Origin of the sequence: Actinoplanes sandaracinus (genome assembly GCF_030009775.1) — a bacterium.
Lineage (GTDB): Bacteria > Actinomycetota > Actinomycetes > Mycobacteriales > Micromonosporaceae > Actinoplanes > Actinoplanes sandaracinus.
The window spans coordinates 118,358-136,002 of the sequence record NZ_JASCTH010000005.1 but is presented as its reverse complement, the minus strand read 5'-3'; the positions used below and the strand labels follow the sequence as shown (position 1 = coordinate 136,002).

General features: G+C 71.9%; 14 protein-coding genes. All 14 read left to right on the top strand.

Features of this window, described 5'->3' with window-relative positions:
* The first annotated feature begins 230 nt into the window (after positions 1-230).
* The 14 genes from QLQ12_RS09335 (at position 231) to QLQ12_RS09270 (ending at position 17,645) form a co-directional block, all read left to right on the top strand.
* Positions 231-1,412, top strand: a complete 1,182-nt coding sequence (locus QLQ12_RS09335; protein ID WP_407651442.1) for an ROK family transcriptional regulator — start codon at positions 231-233, stop codon at positions 1,410-1,412.
* On the top strand, positions 1,409-2,965 hold the full coding sequence (locus tag QLQ12_RS09330; RefSeq protein WP_282758658.1) for a sugar ABC transporter ATP-binding protein: 1,557 nt from the start codon (positions 1,409-1,411) through the stop codon (positions 2,963-2,965). The genes QLQ12_RS09335 and QLQ12_RS09330 overlap by 4 nt, the downstream gene beginning before the upstream one ends.
* The gene (locus QLQ12_RS09325) at positions 2,962-4,071 is read left to right on the top strand and encodes an ABC transporter permease (RefSeq protein WP_282758657.1); all 1,110 of its coding nucleotides are present in this window, start codon (positions 2,962-2,964) and stop codon (positions 4,069-4,071) included. The genes QLQ12_RS09330 and QLQ12_RS09325 overlap by 4 nt, the downstream gene beginning before the upstream one ends.
* Positions 4,072-4,164: 93 nt before the next feature.
* Positions 4,165-5,226 (top strand): substrate-binding domain-containing protein, encoded by a 1,062-nt coding sequence (locus QLQ12_RS09320; RefSeq protein ID WP_282758655.1) that lies wholly within the window; start codon positions 4,165-4,167, stop codon positions 5,224-5,226.
* A gap of 55 nt (positions 5,227-5,281) precedes the next feature.
* A complete protein-coding gene (locus tag QLQ12_RS09315) occupies positions 5,282-6,457 on the top strand; it encodes a Gfo/Idh/MocA family protein (RefSeq protein ID WP_407651451.1) in 1,176 nt (391 codons plus the stop codon).
* A 264-nt stretch (positions 6,458-6,721) separates the two neighbouring features.
* Positions 6,722-7,870 (top strand): inositol-3-phosphate synthase, encoded by a 1,149-nt coding sequence (locus tag QLQ12_RS09310; protein WP_282758652.1) that lies wholly within the window; start codon positions 6,722-6,724, stop codon positions 7,868-7,870.
* Positions 7,867-8,721, top strand: coding sequence for an SCO3242 family prenyltransferase (locus QLQ12_RS09305; RefSeq protein ID WP_282758651.1), 855 nt, complete (start codon positions 7,867-7,869; stop codon positions 8,719-8,721). Before QLQ12_RS09310 ends, QLQ12_RS09305 begins: the two co-directional genes overlap by 4 nt.
* Positions 8,718-9,548, top strand: a complete 831-nt coding sequence (locus QLQ12_RS09300) for a sugar phosphate isomerase/epimerase family protein (RefSeq protein WP_282758650.1) — start codon at positions 8,718-8,720, stop codon at positions 9,546-9,548. The genes QLQ12_RS09305 and QLQ12_RS09300 overlap by 4 nt, the downstream gene beginning before the upstream one ends.
* 11 nt (positions 9,549-9,559) lie before the next feature.
* Positions 9,560-10,150, top strand: a complete 591-nt coding sequence (locus QLQ12_RS09295; RefSeq protein ID WP_282758648.1) for an EboA domain-containing protein — start codon at positions 9,560-9,562, stop codon at positions 10,148-10,150.
* A gap of 18 nt (positions 10,151-10,168) precedes the next feature.
* Positions 10,169-11,020, top strand: coding sequence for a TatD family hydrolase (locus QLQ12_RS09290; RefSeq protein ID WP_282758647.1), 852 nt, complete (start codon positions 10,169-10,171; stop codon positions 11,018-11,020).
* Positions 11,020-12,162 (top strand): metabolite traffic protein EboE, encoded by a 1,143-nt coding sequence (gene eboE, locus QLQ12_RS09285; RefSeq protein WP_282758645.1) that lies wholly within the window; start codon positions 11,020-11,022, stop codon positions 12,160-12,162. The genes QLQ12_RS09290 and eboE overlap by 1 nt, the downstream gene beginning before the upstream one ends.
* The gene (locus QLQ12_RS09280; RefSeq protein WP_282758951.1) at positions 12,156-13,550 is read left to right on the top strand and encodes an alkaline phosphatase family protein; all 1,395 of its coding nucleotides are present in this window, start codon (positions 12,156-12,158) and stop codon (positions 13,548-13,550) included. The genes eboE and QLQ12_RS09280 overlap by 7 nt, the downstream gene beginning before the upstream one ends.
* Complete coding sequence (locus tag QLQ12_RS09275) at positions 13,547-14,617, top strand: polyprenyl synthetase family protein (protein ID WP_282758643.1); 1,071 nt, start codon at positions 13,547-13,549, stop codon at positions 14,615-14,617. The genes QLQ12_RS09280 and QLQ12_RS09275 overlap by 4 nt, the downstream gene beginning before the upstream one ends.
* A 220-nt stretch (positions 14,618-14,837) precedes the next feature.
* Entirely contained in the window at positions 14,838-17,645 is a 2,808-nt protein-coding gene (locus QLQ12_RS09270) for a PQQ-dependent sugar dehydrogenase (protein ID WP_282758642.1), read from the top strand.

The window sequence follows — 17,645 nt, the reverse complement described above, 5'->3', positions numbered from 1 at the left end:
TGGCAAAGACGGTCGCTGTGTATCGATCGAAGGCCTCCGGGTGACGGCATGTGGGCACCCGGCTACACCGCGATTCCTCTTTTGCCGTCGGAGACAAAAGTTTGTGCGGATCATGTTGAAGCTATGGACACGTCCATCGATGGCTTCTACTGTGTGGCCCAAGTAACACATCGATTACCGCGATGTGACACCACGACCACGCCGACGGCGTGCGAATCCGGAGGTTGCGCGTGCGCACGACGGTTGATCCCCCCTACCTGCGGCTGCTCCAGATGCTGCGGGACGAGGGGCCCATCTCCCGGGCCGAGCTCGCGGACCGTCTCGAGCTGACCCGGCCGCGGTTGCTCGCCGAGGTGGAACGTCTCGTCGCGGCCGAGTACGTCGCCGAAGCGGGCATGGCCGCCTCCCGTGGCGGGCGGCGGTCCACGCTGGTGGAACTGCACCCGCGCCTGCACTTCGCCGCGGTCGACCTGGGCGCCAGCTCGATCGACGTCGAGGTGACCAACGGCCGGCTGGAGCCCGTCGCGGCCTACACCGAAGCGGCCGACATCCGGTCCGGGCCGAAGGCCATCCTGCACCGCGTCAACGAACTGCTGGCCAAGGCCCGGGCGGACGGTGTCTACGACCGGCTCGACGCCATCGGCATCGGCGTGCCGGGACCGGTCAGCTTCCGCGACGGTGTTCCCGTCTCCCCGCCGATCATGCCGGGCTGGGACCGCTTCCCGGTCCGTGAGCTCATGACCCGTGAGCACGGCTGTCCGACCGTCGTGGACAACGACGTCAACATCATGGCGATCGGTGAACGGCACGGGGGAGTCGCGCACAGCGTCGACGACTTCCTGTTCATCAAGATCGGCACCGGCATCGGCTGTGGCATCCATCTACACGGCGATGTCTACCGCGGCACCGACGGCTGTGCCGGGGACATCGGCCACATCCAGGTCGACCCCCAGGGTCCGATGTGCTCGTGCGGCAACGTCGGCTGCCTGGAAGCGCTGTTCAGCGGGGTCGGCCTGGCCCGTGACGCGCTGGCGGCCGCACGCTCCGGCGCCTCGCCCGCCCTCGCCGAGCGGCTCGCCGCCGGAGGCCCGCTCACCGCCCGTGACGTCGCGGACGGCGCCGCCGAGGGCGACGTGGCCTGTATCAAGCTCATCCGCGAGGGGGGGCACCGGATCGGCTCCGTGCTCGCCGCGCTGGTCAGCTTCTCGAACCCGTCCATGATCGTTATCGGAGGAGGGCTCGCGCAGTTGGGCCACATCCTGCTGGCGGAGATCCGCAGCGCGGTCTACCGCCGTTCGCTCCCTCTCGCCACCGGTAACCTCCCGGTCGTCCTGTCCGAGCTGGGCGCCCGTGCCGGCGTCACCGGGGCCGCCGTGCTGGCCAGCCACGTCGCGTTCGAGCAGGCGTCGTGACCGCGCCGGAGGCCGGCGTCGCGACCACCGGACACGACGACGTCGTCCTCCGGCTCACCGACGTGGTCAAGACGTTCCCGGGCGTGCGTGCTCTCGACGGCGTGCAACTGGAGGTCCGTGCCGGCGAGGTGCACTGCCTGCTGGGGCAGAACGGCGCCGGCAAGTCGACACTCATCAAGGTGCTGTCCGGGGTGCACCGCCCCGACTCCGGCACCGTCGAGTGGCTCGGCGGTCCCATCACGTTCGCCAACCCGCAGGCCGCGATGAAGGCCGGCATCGCCACCATCTACCAGGAACTCGACCTGGTGGAGGACCTGTCCGTCGCCGAGAACGTCTTCCTCGGCCACGAGCCGCGGCGGGCCGGTTTCGTGCGCCGCAAGTACATGGCGGCCCGCACCACCGAGATCCTCGACCGGCTCGGCCACGGCGAGATCCCGCCGCGGCGCGCGGTCCACCGGTTGCAGGCGGCCGGCAAGCAGATCGTCAGCATGGCCCGGGCGCTGTCGCACGAGGCACGCCTGCTGATCATGGACGAGCCGAGCGCCGTGCTGGCCCACGACGAGGTGGAGAACCTCTTCCGAATCATCCGGGAGCTGACCGCCCAGGGCATCGCCGTCGTCTACATCTCCCACCGGTTGGAGGAGATCCGTACGATCGGCGACCGGGTGACCGTCCTCAAGGACGGCCGCACCACCGCGGCCGACCTGCCCGCCGCCCAGACCCCGACCAGCGAGCTCGTCAGCCGGATGACCGGACGCTCCATCGAGTACGTCTTCCCGCCCCGGCCCGATGAACCGGCCGACCGCGCCGAGCTGCTGGCCGTCGAAGGGCTCAGCCGGGCCGGCGAGTTCACCGACGTCTCCCTCTCGGTCGCGCCCGGCGAGATCGTCGGCATCGCCGGCCTCGTCGGCTCCGGGCGCTCGGAGCTGCTGGAGACCATCTACGGGGCGCGCCGCGCCGACGCCGGCACCGTCACGGTCGCCGGCCGGAGGCTGGCCGGCGGCGACGTCGGCGCGGCCGTCCGCGCCGGCATGGGGATGGCCCCCGAGGAGCGCAAGAGCCAGGCCCTGCTGCTCGGCGAGCCGATCTACCGCAACATGACCCTGTCCACCTTCTCGCAACTCGCGCGTCTGGGGTTCACCAGCTCCCGGCGGGAACGCGAGGCCGCCGACCGCGTCGCGCAGTCGCTCGACCTGCGGCCCGGCGACGTCGGCCGTCCGGTGCGCACCCTGTCCGGCGGCAACCAGCAGAAAGTGGTCGTCGGCCGGTGGCTGCTCGGCGACACCCGGCTGCTGTTGCTGGACGAGCCCACCCGCGGGGTCGACGTCGGCGCCCGTGCCGAGCTCTACCGGGTCATCCGCCGCCTGGCCGCCGACGGCGTCGGCGTGCTGCTGGTCTCCAGCGAGGTCCCCGAGGTCCTCGGCCTCGCCGACCGCGTGCTGGTGATGCGGGAGGGCCGTGTGATCCGCACGGCGCCCGCCACCGAACTCGACGAAGACACGGTCCTCGACCTCGTCATGGCGGGGTCGCTCATGGAAGGTGCCCCGGTATGACCCTCAGCGATGGCACGGGAACCGCCGCCGCCGGCCTCCCGGCGCAGTCGCCCCCGGTGGACCCGGCGCAGACCGCCGCCGGGCACCCACGACCAGACGACCTCAAGGGCCGCCGTGCGAGCCGGGGCGGCGAGGCCGGCGAATCGGTCAAACGCAACCTCGTGCTGGTCGCGGTGCTGGTCGCCCTCATCGCGATCGGCGCGGTCACCCAGCCGCAGCTCTACAGCAACTCCACCTGGGTCTGGAACAACATCCTGTCGATCCTCCAGCTGGCGTCGGTCATCGGCGTGGTCACGGTCGGGATGACCTTCGTCATCATCGGCGGCGGCATCGATCTGTCGGTCGGGGCGATCGTCGCCCTGGCCGGGGTGTGGGCCACCACGGTCGCTACGCAGAGCTACGGCGCCGGCGGCATGGTCTTCACCGCGATCACCGTCGCGGTGGCGGTCGGCCTGATCAACGGCCTGCTCATCTCGTACGGCAAGCTGGTGCCCTTCATCGCCACCCTGGCGATGCTGGTGGCCGCCCGCGGCCTGGCCGCGGAGATCTCCGACAAGCAGACGCAGATGTCCGAGAGCTCGCTCATCAACGGCATCGCCGCCGACAAGCTGCTCGGCATCCCGCTGCTGGTCTACATCCTCGCGGTGGTCGCCGCGGTCGGGTGGGTGCTGCTCAACCGCACGACGTTCGGCCGGCGCACGGTCGCGGTCGGCGGCAACGTCGAGGCCGCCCGGCTCGCCGGCATCAACGTCAAACGGCACACCATGCTGCTGTACGGGCTGTCCGGCCTCTGCTGTGGCATCGCCGCGATCATGCTGACCTCGCAGGGCACCTCCGCCCAGGCCGCCATGGCCAACCTCTACGAACTCGACGCGATCGCCGCCGCCATCATCGGTGGGACGCTGCTCAGCGGCGGCCGGGGCACGATCGTCGGCTCGCTCCTCGGCGTGATCATCTTCGCCACCATCACGAACCTGTTCGCCATCAACGGGCTGTCCACCGAGGCTCAGAACATGGTCAAGGGCGGCATCATCATCGCCGCGGTCCTGGTGCAGCAGTTCCGCTTCAAAGCCGTCAGCCAGTTCCTCAGCCGCAACAAGACCTGAGCTCCCGGCCTCCCAGGCGACCGTCCCCGCGACGGACGCCGGGTTCCGTGCACCCTCCATCGCCCCATCCTTACCGATAATTCAGGAGAAATCATGATCCAGAGCAGTCGCGACCTGTCGCGGCGCCGCCTCTTGCTCGGCGGGGCCGCACTCGGCGCGGGCACCCTCCTCACCGCGTGCACCAGCAACGAGTCGAAGGCGCCCGACGCGCAGATCAAGCCCGCCGAGGGTGGCGCCAGCGCGGGCAACGCCGCCCCCGGCGCGAAGGTGGTGATCGGCTTCTCCGCCCCAGCGGCCGACCACGGCTGGATCGGGGCCATCACCAGCAACGCCAAGGCGCAGGCCGCGGCGTACTCCGACGTGGAGTTCAAATCCGTCGAGGCCGGCGCCGACGCGGCGGCCCAGCGGGCGGCGCTGTCCACGCTGATCGCGCAGAAGCCCAACGTGATCGTGCTGCTGCCCCACGACGGCAAGGAACTCAACGCCTTCGGCCTCGAGGCGATGGCCGCCGGCATCCCGGTGGTCAACCTGGACCGGGCGTTCCCCGACGCCCGCGCCTACCGGACCCAGATCAAGGGCGACAACTACGGCATGGGCGTGGCCGCGGCGACCTACATCATCGCCCAGATGAAGGCCAAGGGCGTCAGCAGCCCGATCATCGGCGAGATCCCCGGCATCGACTCCCTGGAGTTGACCCAGGAGCGCTCGAAGGGCTTCGCGGACACCCTGAGCGCGGCGGGCTTCACGGTTCAGCGCCGGGTGCCGGCCGAGTTCACCGTGGACACCGGTCAGCGGGCGGCCAGCCAGCTCCTGCAGGCCGTACCCAGGATGGACGCCCTCTGGAACCACGACGACGACCAGGGCATCGGTGTGCTCGCGGCCGCGAACCAGGCCGGCCGCACCGAGTTCGTCATGGTCGGCGGCGCCGGCTCCAAGAAGGCGATGGAGGACATCCAGGCCGACAAGAGCCCGCTCAAGGCCACCGTCACCTACAGCCCGTCGATGGCGTCGTCGGCCATCTCGCTGGCTCGCCTCATCGGCCAGGGCAAGGGCATGGCCGACCTGGTCGAGCTGCAGGTCCCGAAGGAGATCGTCCTGGCCTCCGAGACCATCACCAAGGAGAACGCGAGCACATACCTCAAGCTCGGGTTCTGAAAAGCACGGGGGGAGACCCATCTTGTCCACGCAGACCACGGAGCTGCGCATCGGCATGGTCGGCTACGCGTTCATGGGAACCGCGCACTCACAGGCGTGGCGTACCGTGAACCGCGTCTTCGACCTGTCGCTGCGGGCCCGGATGGCGGCCATCTGCGGCCGCGACCAGGTGCGCGTCGCCGAGGCGGCGGCCCAGCTCGGCTGGCAGGAGCACACCAGCGACTGGCGAGCGCTGATCGACCGTGACGACATCGATCTCATCGACGTCTGCACGCCCGGCGACAGCCACGCCGAGATCGCGATCGCGGCCCTGGCCGCCGGCAAGCACGTCCTGTGCGAGAAACCGCTGGCCAACACCATCGACGAGGCGCGGGCCATGGCCACCGCCGCGGCTGCGGCGGAAGCCGCCGGAGTCAGATCGATGTGTGGATTCAACTACCGGCGGGTGCCCGCCGTCACCCTGATGCGCCGGCTGATCGCCGACGGCAGGATCGGCGAGATCCGGCACGTACGCGCGGTCTACCTGCAGGACTGGATCACCGACCCGCAGTTCCCGCTGGTCTGGCGGCTGCAGAAGGACAGGGCGGGCTCCGGCGCGCTGGGTGACATCGGTGCGCACATCATCGACCTCACGCAGTTCGTCACCGGTCAGCGCATCGCCGGAGTGAGCGCGCTGACCGAGACGTTCGTCAAACAACGGCCCTTGCCGGCCGCGTCGAGTGGCCTGAGCGCGGCGACGGGCGACGGGCTGAGCGGCACCGGCGCGGTCACCGTCGACGACGCCGCGCTGTTCCTGGCGCGCCTGGACGGGGGAGCGATCGCCACGTACGAGGCCACCCGGTTCGCCACCGGCCGCAAGAACGGTCTGCGAGTGGAGATCAACGGCTCGCAGGGTTCGGTGGTCTTCGACTTCGAGCGGATGAACGAACTCGAGTTCTACGACGCCACCCGCCCGTCCGCGGAGCAGGGGTTCGCCCGCATCCTCGTCACCGAGCCCGACCACCCGTACATGTCGGGCTGGTGGCCTCCGGGCCACGTCATCGGCTACGAACACTCCTTCACCCACCAGGCCCGTGACTTCATCGAGGCGATCGCCACCGGTGCGGACGTGGCCCCCTCGTTCGCCGACGCGCTGCAGGTGCAACTCGTCCTCGACGCCGTCGAGCGCTCCGCGGCGCTGGGCTCCATGTGGTCGGAGGTGGAGCCGGTTCTGACCGAGATCGCTGCCTGACCCGCACACCCTCATTCCACCGGCCGTCGTTTCCGCGAGGGTCCGGACGCGGTTGCGCCCCGCCGTCCGGACGGTCGACGGCCTCCGGTGGCCGCCGGCCGCGGATCGGACGGGATTCCCCGACCCGCGCCGGGCGGCCTCGACTCTCCTGCCCGCCCGTCCCGTGCGCCGCCGATCCGGCGGCGGCACTGAATACCGCCGACTGCGGCGTACGGGCGGGCGGCACGTCCACCATCGCCGCGGCCGCGATTACGGAGGATTGGCATGACTTTGGGTGTCTGGCTGGTCGGCGGGCGCGGCAGCGTCGCGGTGACCAGCATCGTCGGAGCACATGCGCTGCGCGCGGGCCTGATGCCGGCCACCGGGTGCGTCACGGAGCTCCCCGAGGTGCGCGCCGCCGGCCTCGCCGGTTTCGGCGAGCTCGTCTTCGGCGGCCACGACCTGGTGTCCACACCGGTGACGAAGAAGGCCGAACAACTGGCCGCCGCCGGCGTCCTGCCCGCCGCCCTGGTGAGCGCGCTGCACCCGGACCTCACCGGCGTCGACGCCGAGATCCGGCCGGTCCCGGCCGGCGCCACACAGGCCGAGACCGCCGCGCTGCTGGAAGCCGACCTGGTGGACTTCCGCCGCCGGCACGCCCTCGACCGGGTGGTGGTGATCAACGTGTCGTCCACCGAGGCCGCCCCGGCGCCGCACCCCGCCCACGCCACGGCCGCCGAACTGGAAGCGGCCCTGCGGCGCGGCGAGACGGTCCTGCCACCGAGCGCCCTCTACGCGTACGCGGCGTTCACCGCCGGCTGCTCGTATGTCGACTTCACCCCCTCAACCGGGGCACGCCTGCCCGCCCTGGAGGAACTGGCCCGCGACCGGGGCCTGCCCTATGCCGGCAACGACGGCAAGACCGGCGAGACCCTGCTCAAATCGGTGCTCGCGCCGATGTTCGCGCACCGCCACCTGCAGGTGCGCACCTGGTCCGGAGTCAACCTGCTCGGCGGCGGCGACGGGGCCAACCTGGCCGATCCGGGCGCCAACGCCGCCAAGAGCGCCAGCAAACAGCGGGTCCTGTCCGAGACCCTCGGCTATCAGCCGCAGGGCGCGGTCCGGATCGAGTACGTCGAGGACATCGGGGACTTCAAGACCGCCTGGGACCTGGTCACCTTCTCCGGGTTCCTGGGCACCGTCATGCGCCTGGAGTTCACCTGGCACGGGTGTGACTCGGCGCTGGCCGCGCCGCTGGTGCTCGACCTGGCCCGGCTCACCGGGGCCGCGCACGCCGCCGGGCACGCCGGACCACTGACCGACCTGGCCTTCTTCTTCAAGGATCCGATCGGAGACGTCGCGCACGGGTTCGCCGAGCAGTGGCGGGCCCTGACCGCGTTCGCCGCCCGGCTCGGCCCGGGATCGCCGGCATGACCGGCTGGCGGGATCTCGTCGAGCTCACCCGGGCGCCCGCCGCGTTGTCCGTGCCCGGCGACGTCGTCGCCGGCGCGGCCGCCGCCGGTGTCCTGGGACCGCGCACGGTGGCGATGGCCGGGGCCTCCGTGTGCCTCTACTGGGCGGGGATGGCCGCCAACGACTTCGCCGACCGTCATGTCGACGCGGCGGAACGCCCGCACCGGCCGATCCCGTCCGGCCGGGTGTCGCCGGCCACGGCGGCGGGCCTCGCGGTCGGCCTGACCGCCGCCGGTGTCGCCGTGGCCGCGGTCGCCGGCGGGCGGCGGCAGCTTCCCGTGGCGCTGTCGCTGGCCGGCGCGATCTGGGCGTACGACCTGGGCGTCAAGAACACCGCGGCGGGACCGGCCGTGATGGCCGCCTGCCGGGGGCTGGACGTGCTGCTCGGCACCGGCGGCGGCTGGCGGAGCCGGCCGCGCGCCGTCCTGCCCGCGGCCCTGACCATCGCCGCGCACACCTACACGGTGACGGTGCTGTCCCGCCGCGAGGTGGACGGGGCGTCACCGTCGCTGCCGAGACGCACCCTCGCCGCCACGGCGGCGCTGGCCGCGGCCACCGGCGCTCGCCGGCCCGGGCTCGTGCCGGCGGCGCTGGCCGCCTGGTACGTGACCCGCTACGGCGCCGCGCAGGCCCGGGCGGCGGCCGATCCCACCGCGGCACGGGTCCGCGACGCGGTCACGGCCGGCATCACCACGCTCCCCGTCCTGCAGGGCGCCCTGACGGCGGCGACCGGCGCGGTGGCCGCCGGCGCGGCCACCGCGGTCCTCGCGCCGGCGGCGGCACGGCTCGCCAGGGCGGTGAGTCCGACATGACCGGCCTGCGGTTCGGCTACGGCACCAACGGGTTCGGCAACCACCGCCTGTCCGACGCGCTCGCCGTGCTCGCCGATCTCGGCTACGACGGTGTGGCGCTGACCCTCGACCACGGCCACCTCAATCCGTACGCGAGAGGAGCGGCCCGCCGGGTCGACGCGACCGCCAAGCGCCTCGCGCGTCTCGGCCTGTCGGTGGTCGTCGAGACCGGGGCCCGCTACCTGCTCGACCCATGGCGCAAACACGCGCCCACGCTGCTGCACGACGACCGTGACCTGCGCGTCGACTTCCTGCGCCGCGCCGTGGCGATCGGCGCCGACCTCGGTGCGGAGGCGGTCTCGTTCTGGGCCGGAGTGCGGCCGGACACCGTCGACGAGGCGACCGCGTGGCGGCGGCTCGTCGACGGGTGCGCCGGCGTCGTCACCACCGCCCAGCAGCGCGGTGTGATCGTCGGCTTCGAACCGGAGCCCGGCATGCTGGTCGAGGACATCGCCGGCTGGCGGCGGCTCCACGACGCCCTCGGTCACCCGGCGGGATTCGGCATCACGCTCGACATCGGGCACTGCCGTTGCCTGGAGCCCGACCCGGTGCCGGACTGCGTCGCCGCGGTGGCCGATCACCTGGTCAACGTGCAGATCGACGACATGCGCCGGGGAGTGCACGAGCACCTGGAGTTCGGCGCCGGCGAGATCGACTTCCCGCCCGTGCTGGCGGCGCTGGAGGCGGCCGGCTACCGCGGTCTGGTCGCCGTGGAACTGCCCCGCCACTCGCACGCCGCTCCGGCCGTTGCGGCCGACTCCCTCCGGTTCCTCCAAGCCGCTCGGTGAAGGGACAGGCCATGGACCCCGGCACGCTTCGTACGGCGCTGAAGGACTCTCCCGGCGACGGCTGGCTCACCGCCGGCGTGGAACGCGTCGGCGACGATCCGCCGAGCATCACCCGGCTGTTCGCCGCCGCGGGCCGCCACTGCGGCCGCGCCGCCCTGCCCCACGTCCCGGGCTGGACCGGCGACCAGGCGGCCCGGGCGCTGCTGCTGCTCGCCCTGCCGGCCGCCGACCTGCGCCGGTACATCGGCGACCTGTACCGGCACGGCGACGCGGGCGAGAAGCTCGCCGTCCTGAAAGCCCTTCCCCTGCTGCCGATCGGCGCGGACGCGGCGCCGTTGCTGCACGACGCCGTCCGCACCAACGACACCCGCCTGGTCGCCGCCGCCCTCGGCCCGTACGCGCGGCACCTGGACCAGGCCGCCTGGCGGCAGGCCGTCCTGAAATGCGTCTTCATGGGCATTCCGCTGTCGGTGGTGCACGGCCTGACCGAGCGGGCCGACGACGAGCTGGCGGCGATGACGGCCGCACTGCGCGACGAGCGCGAAGCCGCCGGCCGCCGGCTCCCGCCCGATGCCCTCCCGCTGCTGCGCCAGTCCACCTGACTGATTTCTGGAGGTTCGATGCGCATCTTCGACCCGCACATCCACATGACGTCACGGACCACCGACGACTACGAGCGCATGGCCGCCGCCGGCGTGCGGGCCGTGGTCGAGCCGGCGTTCTGGCTGGGCCAGCCCCGCACCAGCGCCGGCTCGTTCGCCGACTACTTCGACTCGCTCGTCGGCTGGGAGCCGTTTCGGGCCGCCCAGTTCGGGATCCGGCACCACGCCACCATCGCCCTCAACCCCAAGGAGGCCAACGACCCGCGCTGCCGGGAGGCGCTGGACCTGGTGCCGCGCTACCTCGACAAGGACTCGGTGGTGGCGGTCGGCGAGATCGGGTACGACGCCATGACGCGGGAGGAGGACGAGGCCTTCGTCGTCCAGCTGAAACTGGCCGTCGAACATGAACTGCCCGCGCTCGTGCACACCCCGCACCGGGACAAGGCGCGTGGCGTCCGCCGTACCCTCGCGGTCGTGGCCGAGTCGGGCATCGCGCCCGGCCGGGTCGTCGTGGACCACCTCAACGAGGTGACGGTCGGCGCGGTGCACGACTCGGGATGCTGGATGGGCTTCTCCATCTATCCCGACACGAAGATGTCGCCGTCGCGCATGGTCGAGATCCTGCGCACGCACGGACTGGAGCGGATGCTGATCAACTCGGCCGCCGACTGGGGCCGCTCGGACCCGCTGCTGACCCGGCGCACCGGTGAGGCGATGCTCGCCGCCGGGTTCGGCGACGACGACGTGGACCGGGTCCTATGGCGCAACCCGGTGGAGTTCTTCGGCCAGTCGGGGCGGCTCGACCTGACCGAGGCCGCCACCGGCGAGGTCAGCTTCCAGGGCAGTTCCATCCTGCGGGGTGGTAGCTGATGCGGCTGCGGCACAGCAGCGGCCGGCTGGTGCACGTGAGTTACTGCACCAACGTGCACCCGGCTGAGGACCTGCCCGGCATCGTGGAGCAGCTCGACGCGTTCGCGCTCCCGGTCCGCGAACGTCTCGGGGCCGACCTGCTCGGCCTCGGACTCTGGCTGGCCGCCCCGGCCGCCGCCGCGCTGGCCGGCGACGCCGGTGCCCGGCGGCGGCTGCGGGCCGAACTCGACGCGCGCGGGCTCGAGGTGGTGACGCTCAACGGCTTTCCCTACCAGGCCTTCCACGCCCCGGTGGTCAAGCACGCCGTCTACCATCCCGACTGGGCCACCACCGAGCGGCTGGACTACACCCTCGACCTGGCCCGGGTGCTCGTCGACCTGCTGCCCGGCGACGTGGACCGCGGTTCGATCTCGACGCTGCCGCTGGCCTGGCGCGATCCCTGGCCGCCCGGCCGGCACGAGGCCGCGCTGCGCATGCTGGACCGGCTCGCCGCCGGCCTCACCGAGCTGGAGCGGGAGACCGGGCGCACGGTCCGCGTCGGTTTCGAACCGGAGCCCGGCTGCGTCGTCGAGACCACCGGCCAGGCGTCCGGCCTGCTGGCCGCCGTGGACACCGACCGCCTCGGCGTCTGCCTCGACCTCGCGCACCTGGCGTGCGCCTGGGAGGAGCCGGCCGCGGCCCTGAAACGCCTGGCACAGGCCGGCCTGCCGATCGTGAAGGTACAGGTCAGCGCCGCTCTGGAGGTCGCCGATCCGGTAGCGGCCCGGCAGGTGCTGCGCCAGTACGCGGAACCGCGCTTCCTGCACCAGACACGCTCGGCGACCGGCGGCAGCGCCGACGACCTGGACATCGCCCTCGCCGAAGAGCTGCCGGGGCCGTGGCGGGTGCACTTCCACGTGCCCCTGCACGTGGCTCCGGCGCCCCCGTTGTCGAGCACCACGCCGGTGCTGGAGGAGGCGCTGCGCGACCTGATGACAGCCGGCGAGCCGTGGTGCGACCACCTCGACGTCGAGACGTACACCTGGGACGTGCTGCCTCCCGGCCGCCGGCCGGGCAGCCCGGCGGAACTGGCCGACGGCATCGCCGGTGAACTGGCGTACACCCGTGACGTGCTGAGCCGGCTCGCGGAGGCGGGATCATGAACAAGCTGGTCGTCCTCGACGTGGTCGGGCTGACACCGAGGCTGCTGGCGCACATGCCCCGGCTGCGGGCGGTGGCCGACCGCGGATTCTCGGCGCGTCTCGATCCGGTCCTGCCCGCCGTCACCTGCTCGGCGCAGGCGACGCTGCTCACCGGCGAGACACCGGCCGGGCACGGTGTGGTCGGTAACGGCTGGTATTTCCGGGACTTGGGGGAGGTGCTGCTGTGGCGTCAGCACCACGCTCTCGTCGGCGGGGAGAAGCTCTGGCAGGCGGCACGCCGCCACCACCCCGGCTTCACGGTGGCCAACATCTGCTGGTGGTACGCGATGGGCGCCGACGTCGACTGGACCGTCACCCCGCGGCCCATCTACCGGGCCGACGGCCGCAAGGAGCCCGACTGCTACACCGATCCGCCGGAGCTGCACGACGAGCTCACCGGGGCGCTCGGCACGTTTCCGCTGTTCTCCTACTGGGGTCCGGGCGCGGGCCTGGCCTCGTCGCGGTGGATCTGTCAGGCCGCGCAGCGGGTGATGGCGGCCCATGACCCGGACCTGACGCTGGTCTACGTCCCTCATCTCGACTACGACCTGCAGCGCTACGGCCCGGCGGATCCCCGGGCCGCCGCGGCGGCCGCCGAGCTGGACGCGGTCCTCGATCCGCTGCTGCGCGCGGCCACCGCGCGGGGCGCGACCGTGGTGGCGCTGTCCGAGTACGGCATCACTGCGGTCCAGCGCCCGGTCGACGTGAACCGGGCGTTACGGGCCGAGGGCCTGTTGCGGGTGTACACCCAGGACGGCATGGAATATCTCGACCCGTGGACGTCCCGGGCGTTCGCCGTCGCCGACCATCAGATCGCGCACGTCTACGTCCGCCGGCCGGCCGACGTGCCGCAGGTCGCCAAGCTGCTCACCGACCTGCCCGGTGTCGCCGAGGTGCTCGACGCCGAGGGCCTGCGCCGTCACGGCCTGAACCATCCGCGCTCCGGTGAGGTCGTGCTCGTGGCCGAGCCGGACGCCTGGTTCACCTATTACTACTGGCTCGACGACGCCCGCGCTCCCGACTTCGCGCGGCTGGTGGACATCCACCGCAAACCCGGTTACGACCCGGCCGAGTTGTTCTTCGACCCGTCCGGTCCGGCGGCGGCCAAGCGGCGAGCGGCGATCGCGCTGGCCCGTAAGAAGCTCGGCCTGCGGTACCTGATGAACGTGGTGGGTCTCGACGCGGGTGCCCGGGCGGTACGCGGCTCGCACGGACGGCTGCCGGACGATGCCGCCGACGCGCCGGTACTGCTGTGCTCGGACGCGTCCGGCGAGCGCTCCAGGCTCGCCGCGACCGAGGTGAAGGCGCTGCTGCTGGAGTTGGCCGGCTTGGAGAGGACGGGGCCGTGACCCAGCTCGCCGCCCGCCCGCTCGACAGCGCGGACCTGCGGGCCCGTTTCGACGCCCGGCTCGCCGAGTTCCTGCGGCAGCAGGGGCCGGGCTGGCCGGACGGGGCGCCGCGCGGACTGCCGAGCACGCTGAACCGTTTCGTGCTCGCCGGCGGCAAACGGCTGCGCCCGATGTTCTGTTACTGGGGCTGGCGCAGCGCGGGAGGCGCGGACACCGAGGCCATCATCACCGCCGCGTCGGCGCTGGAGCTGTTCCACGCGTTCGCGCTCATCCACGACGACATCATGGACGGCAGCGAGCGCCGCCGAGGTGAGCCGTCGGTGCACCAGTTCTTCGCCGACCGGCACGCCCGCTCGTCCTGGCGTGGTGACGCGGCCCGGTACGGGCGCAACACGGCCCTGCTCTGCGGGGATCTCTGCGCGGCATGGGCGGATCAGATGTTCCACGACTGCGGCCTGGCGCGTGAGCAGGTGCATCGGGGGTATGCCGTCTTCGCCGGCATGCGCACCGAGGTCATCGCCGGGCAGTACCTCGACCTGGTCTCCGGGGTCGGCGACGGGTCGGCGGCCAGCGCGCTGACCGTCATCCGGATGAAGGCGGCCCGGTATACGGTGACCCGTCCGCTGCAGATCGGTGCGGCGCTGGCCGGCGCCGGTGAGGACCTCCTGACGGCGTACGCGTCCTTCGGCGATCCGCTCGGTGACGCCTTCCAGTTGCGCGACGATGTGCTGGGCGTGTTCGGTGACCCGGCGGTGACCGGCAAGTCGGTGCTCGACGATCTGCGGGAGGGCAAGCGCACGGTGATGATGGCGTTCGCCCGGGACCGGGCGACCCGGGCGCAGGCGGCGCGGATCAAAGAGCTGTTCGGCTGCCCCGGCCTCGACGAGGACGGCGCGGCCGAACTGCGCCGGATCATCGTCGACACCGGCGCGCGGGACGGCACCGAGCGGCTGATCGAGACCCGCCTGAGCGCCGCGCTGACGGCGCTGGCGGAGGCGCCGGTGCCGGAGGAGGTGGCGGCCCACCTGGCGCGCCTGGCTGACGGGGCCGTCAACCGGCAGAGCTGAGCGTTTTGCTCCCATCGACAAAAGTCGACATAGGGCGTACGAAAGTATGGACACTTCTGTTTGAAGTCCTTACTGTTTCCGGCACAACACCGGAATGTTGCGTCGAGGTGAACTGGCGGCGCGGTTCCCCATGGGCGGTGTCGGCAACTCGCCAGAGCATCCGGCGCGACGGCGCGCGCCCTGCCTGGATCTGTCCCAGTCAGGAAGAGGTCGTATCCCTATGCCATCCCCATCGTCGTTCCGGTGGCGGGCAGTCGCCGCCTCCCTGCTGCTGGCCGCGTCGGCCGTCGTGGGCCTCCCCGCGGCGGCGCGCGCTCATCCGGTCCACGCGGCCGACTTCCAGCAGGTCACCCTCGCCAAGGGCGAGCCCGAGGTCGGCGAGCCGATGACGCTGGCCGTCCTGCCGGATCGCTCCGTGCTGCACACGGCACGCAACGGCACCCTGCGCCGGACGGACAGCGGCGGCAACACCGCCGTCGTCGGCGCCGTGGCCGTCTACTCCCACGACGAGGAAGGGCTGCAGGGCGTCGGCGTCGACCCGAACTTCACCGCCAACCGGCACATCTACCTGTACTACGCGCCGCCGTTGAGCACCCCGGCCGGCGACGCGCCCAGCACCGGCAGCGACTGGTCCGCCTGGCAGGGCGTCAACCGGCTCTCCCGGTTCACGCTCACCAGCGACTGGAAGCTCTCCGCCGAGACGAAGGTCCTCGACGTCCCCGCCGACCGCGGCATCTGCTGCCACGTCGGCGGCGACATCGACTTCGACGCCGCCGGCAACCTCTACCTCTCCACCGGCGACGACAGCAACCCGTTCCAGTCCGACGGCTACGCGCCGCTCGACGAACGCGCCGACCGCAACCCGGCCTTCGACGCGCAGCGCACCGCCGCCAACACCAACGACCTGCGGGGCAAGATACTGCGCATCAAGGTCGCCGCGAACGGCTCGTACACGATCCCGGCCGGGAACATGTTCGCTCCGGGCACCGCGAGCACTAGGCCCGAGATCTACGCCATGGGGTTCCGCAACCCGTTCCGGATGAGCGTGGACAAGGCCACCGGTGTGGTCTACGTCGGCGACTACGGGCCCGACGCCGGGTCCACCTCCGCCCGTGGCCCCAGCGGCCAGGTCGAGTTCAACCGGGTGACCGGACCGGGCAACTACGGCTGGCCCTACTGCACCGGCGCCAACACCGCGACCGAGACGTACGCGGAATGGAACTTCGCCACCGGCACGGCCGGAGCCAAGCACGACTGCGCGGGCGGGCCGGTCAACAACTCGTTCCGCAACACCGGCCAGAGCAGGCTTCCGCGGGCCTCGGCCGCCTGGATCCGCTACGCCGGTGACACCGGCAGCCCGCCGGAGTTCGGCGGCGGCTCCGAGTCGCCGATGGCCGGCCCGGTCTACCGCTACAACGCCGCGTCGCCGTCTGCCACCAAGTTCCCGCAGTCGTTCGAGGGCCACTTCTTCGCCGGTGAGCTCGGCCGTGGATGGGTCAAGCCGATCCACGTCGGCGGCGACGGCGCGGTCGGCGAGATCGCCACCTTCGACTGGAACGGCAAGCAGGTCATGGACATGGCGTTCGGGCCGGACGGCTCCCTCTACGTGCTCGACTACGGCACCGGCTACTTCAACGGCGACGAGAACTCGGCGTTGTACCGGTACGACCACGTCGGCGGAGGCAACCGGAGCCCGACGGCGAACGCCACGGCCAACCGAATCTCCGGACAGGCGCCGCTGACGGTCGGGTTCTCGTCCGCCGGCTCCAGTGACCCCGAGGGCGGCGCGCTGACCTACGCCTGGAACTTCGGTGACGGCACCACCTCCACCGCCGCCAACCCCACCAAGACCTTCACCGGCAACGGTACGTACGACGTCACGCTCACCGTCACCGACCCGCAGGGTGCGACCGGCACCGACGACGTCCAGATCGGTGTCGGCAACACGGCGCCGGCGGTCGGCATCTCGATGCCCGGCGACGGACAGCTCTTCTCCTTCGGCGACACCGTGCCCTACCGGGTGACCGTCACCGACCCGGAGGAGCCGTCGATCGACTGTTCCAGGGTCAAGATGACCTACGTGCTTGGACACGACCAGCACGGTCACCAGATCACCTCGGCCACCGGCTGCTCCGGCTCGCTCACCATCCCGATCGACGGCGAGCACGACGCGGCGGCGAACATCTTCGCGGTGTTCGACGCCGAGTACACCGACGCGGGTGGCCTGACCACCCACACCCAGCACATCCTGCGGCCCCGGCACCGTCAGGCCGAGCACTACAGGAACGCCTCCGGGGTCACCGTCTTCACCAAGACCACGGCCGAGGGCGGCCGGACCGTCGGCGACATCGGCAACGGCGACTGGATCTCCTTCGACACCTACCGGCTGAACAACGCGACGTCGTTCACCGCACGGGTCTCCTCCGCCGGGGCGGGCGGCACGCTGCAGATCCGCGCCGGCTCGGCCACCGGCACGGTGCTCGGCTCGGCCACGGTGCCGGTGACCGGCGGCTGGGACACCTTCACCACGGTCACCGGCGCGATCACCGGCCCGCCGCCCGGCGCCACCACCCTCTACCTGACCTTCGCCGGCGGCGCCGGAGCGCTGTTCGACGTCGACGCGTTCACCTTCACCACCTCGGCCGGGGCGGGCCCGGTGGTGGGCCTGGCGGGCAAATGCCTGGACGTCTCCGGTGGAGGCGCCGCCGACGGGACGAAGATCCAGCTCTACACCTGCAACGGCACCGGCGCGCAGAACTGGTCGGTCAGCGGGCAGGTGTGGCGCAACCCGTCGTCCGGCAAGTGCCTGGACGTGGCCGGCGGCGCGACCGCCAACGGCACCCTGGTCCAGTTGTGGACCTGCAACGGCAGCGCGGCGCAGAACTGGGTCGCCCAGAGCGACAAGACAGTGCGCAACCCGCAGTCCAACCGGTGCCTGGACGTCTCCGAGGCCAAGCCCGACAACGGCCGGCAGATCCACATCTGGGACTGCCTCGCCGCCACCAACCAGCAGTGGAACCTGCCCTGA

Bases quoted from the DNA above. Each gene is read 5' to 3' on its own strand.
- eboE (WP_282758645.1), top strand. From the start codon at position 11,020: ATGCGGCTGCGGCACAGCAGCGGCCGGCTGGTGCACGTGAGTTACTGC.
- QLQ12_RS09320 (WP_282758655.1), top strand. From the start codon at position 4,165: ATGATCCAGAGCAGTCGCGACCTGTCGCGGCGCCGCCTCTTGCTCGGC.
- QLQ12_RS09295 (WP_282758648.1), top strand. From the start codon at position 9,560: ATGGACCCCGGCACGCTTCGTACGGCGCTGAAGGACTCTCCCGGCGAC.
- QLQ12_RS09270 (WP_282758642.1), top strand. From the start codon at position 14,838: ATGCCATCCCCATCGTCGTTCCGGTGGCGGGCAGTCGCCGCCTCCCTG.
- QLQ12_RS09300 (WP_282758650.1), top strand. From the start codon at position 8,718: ATGACCGGCCTGCGGTTCGGCTACGGCACCAACGGGTTCGGCAACCAC.
- QLQ12_RS09315 (WP_407651451.1), top strand. From the start codon at position 5,282: ATGGTCGGCTACGCGTTCATGGGAACCGCGCACTCACAGGCGTGGCGT.
- QLQ12_RS09310 (WP_282758652.1), top strand. From the start codon at position 6,722: ATGACTTTGGGTGTCTGGCTGGTCGGCGGGCGCGGCAGCGTCGCGGTG.
- QLQ12_RS09325 (WP_282758657.1), top strand. From the start codon at position 2,962: ATGACCCTCAGCGATGGCACGGGAACCGCCGCCGCCGGCCTCCCGGCG.
- QLQ12_RS09290 (WP_282758647.1), top strand. From the start codon at position 10,169: ATGCGCATCTTCGACCCGCACATCCACATGACGTCACGGACCACCGAC.
- QLQ12_RS09305 (WP_282758651.1), top strand. From the start codon at position 7,867: ATGACCGGCTGGCGGGATCTCGTCGAGCTCACCCGGGCGCCCGCCGCG.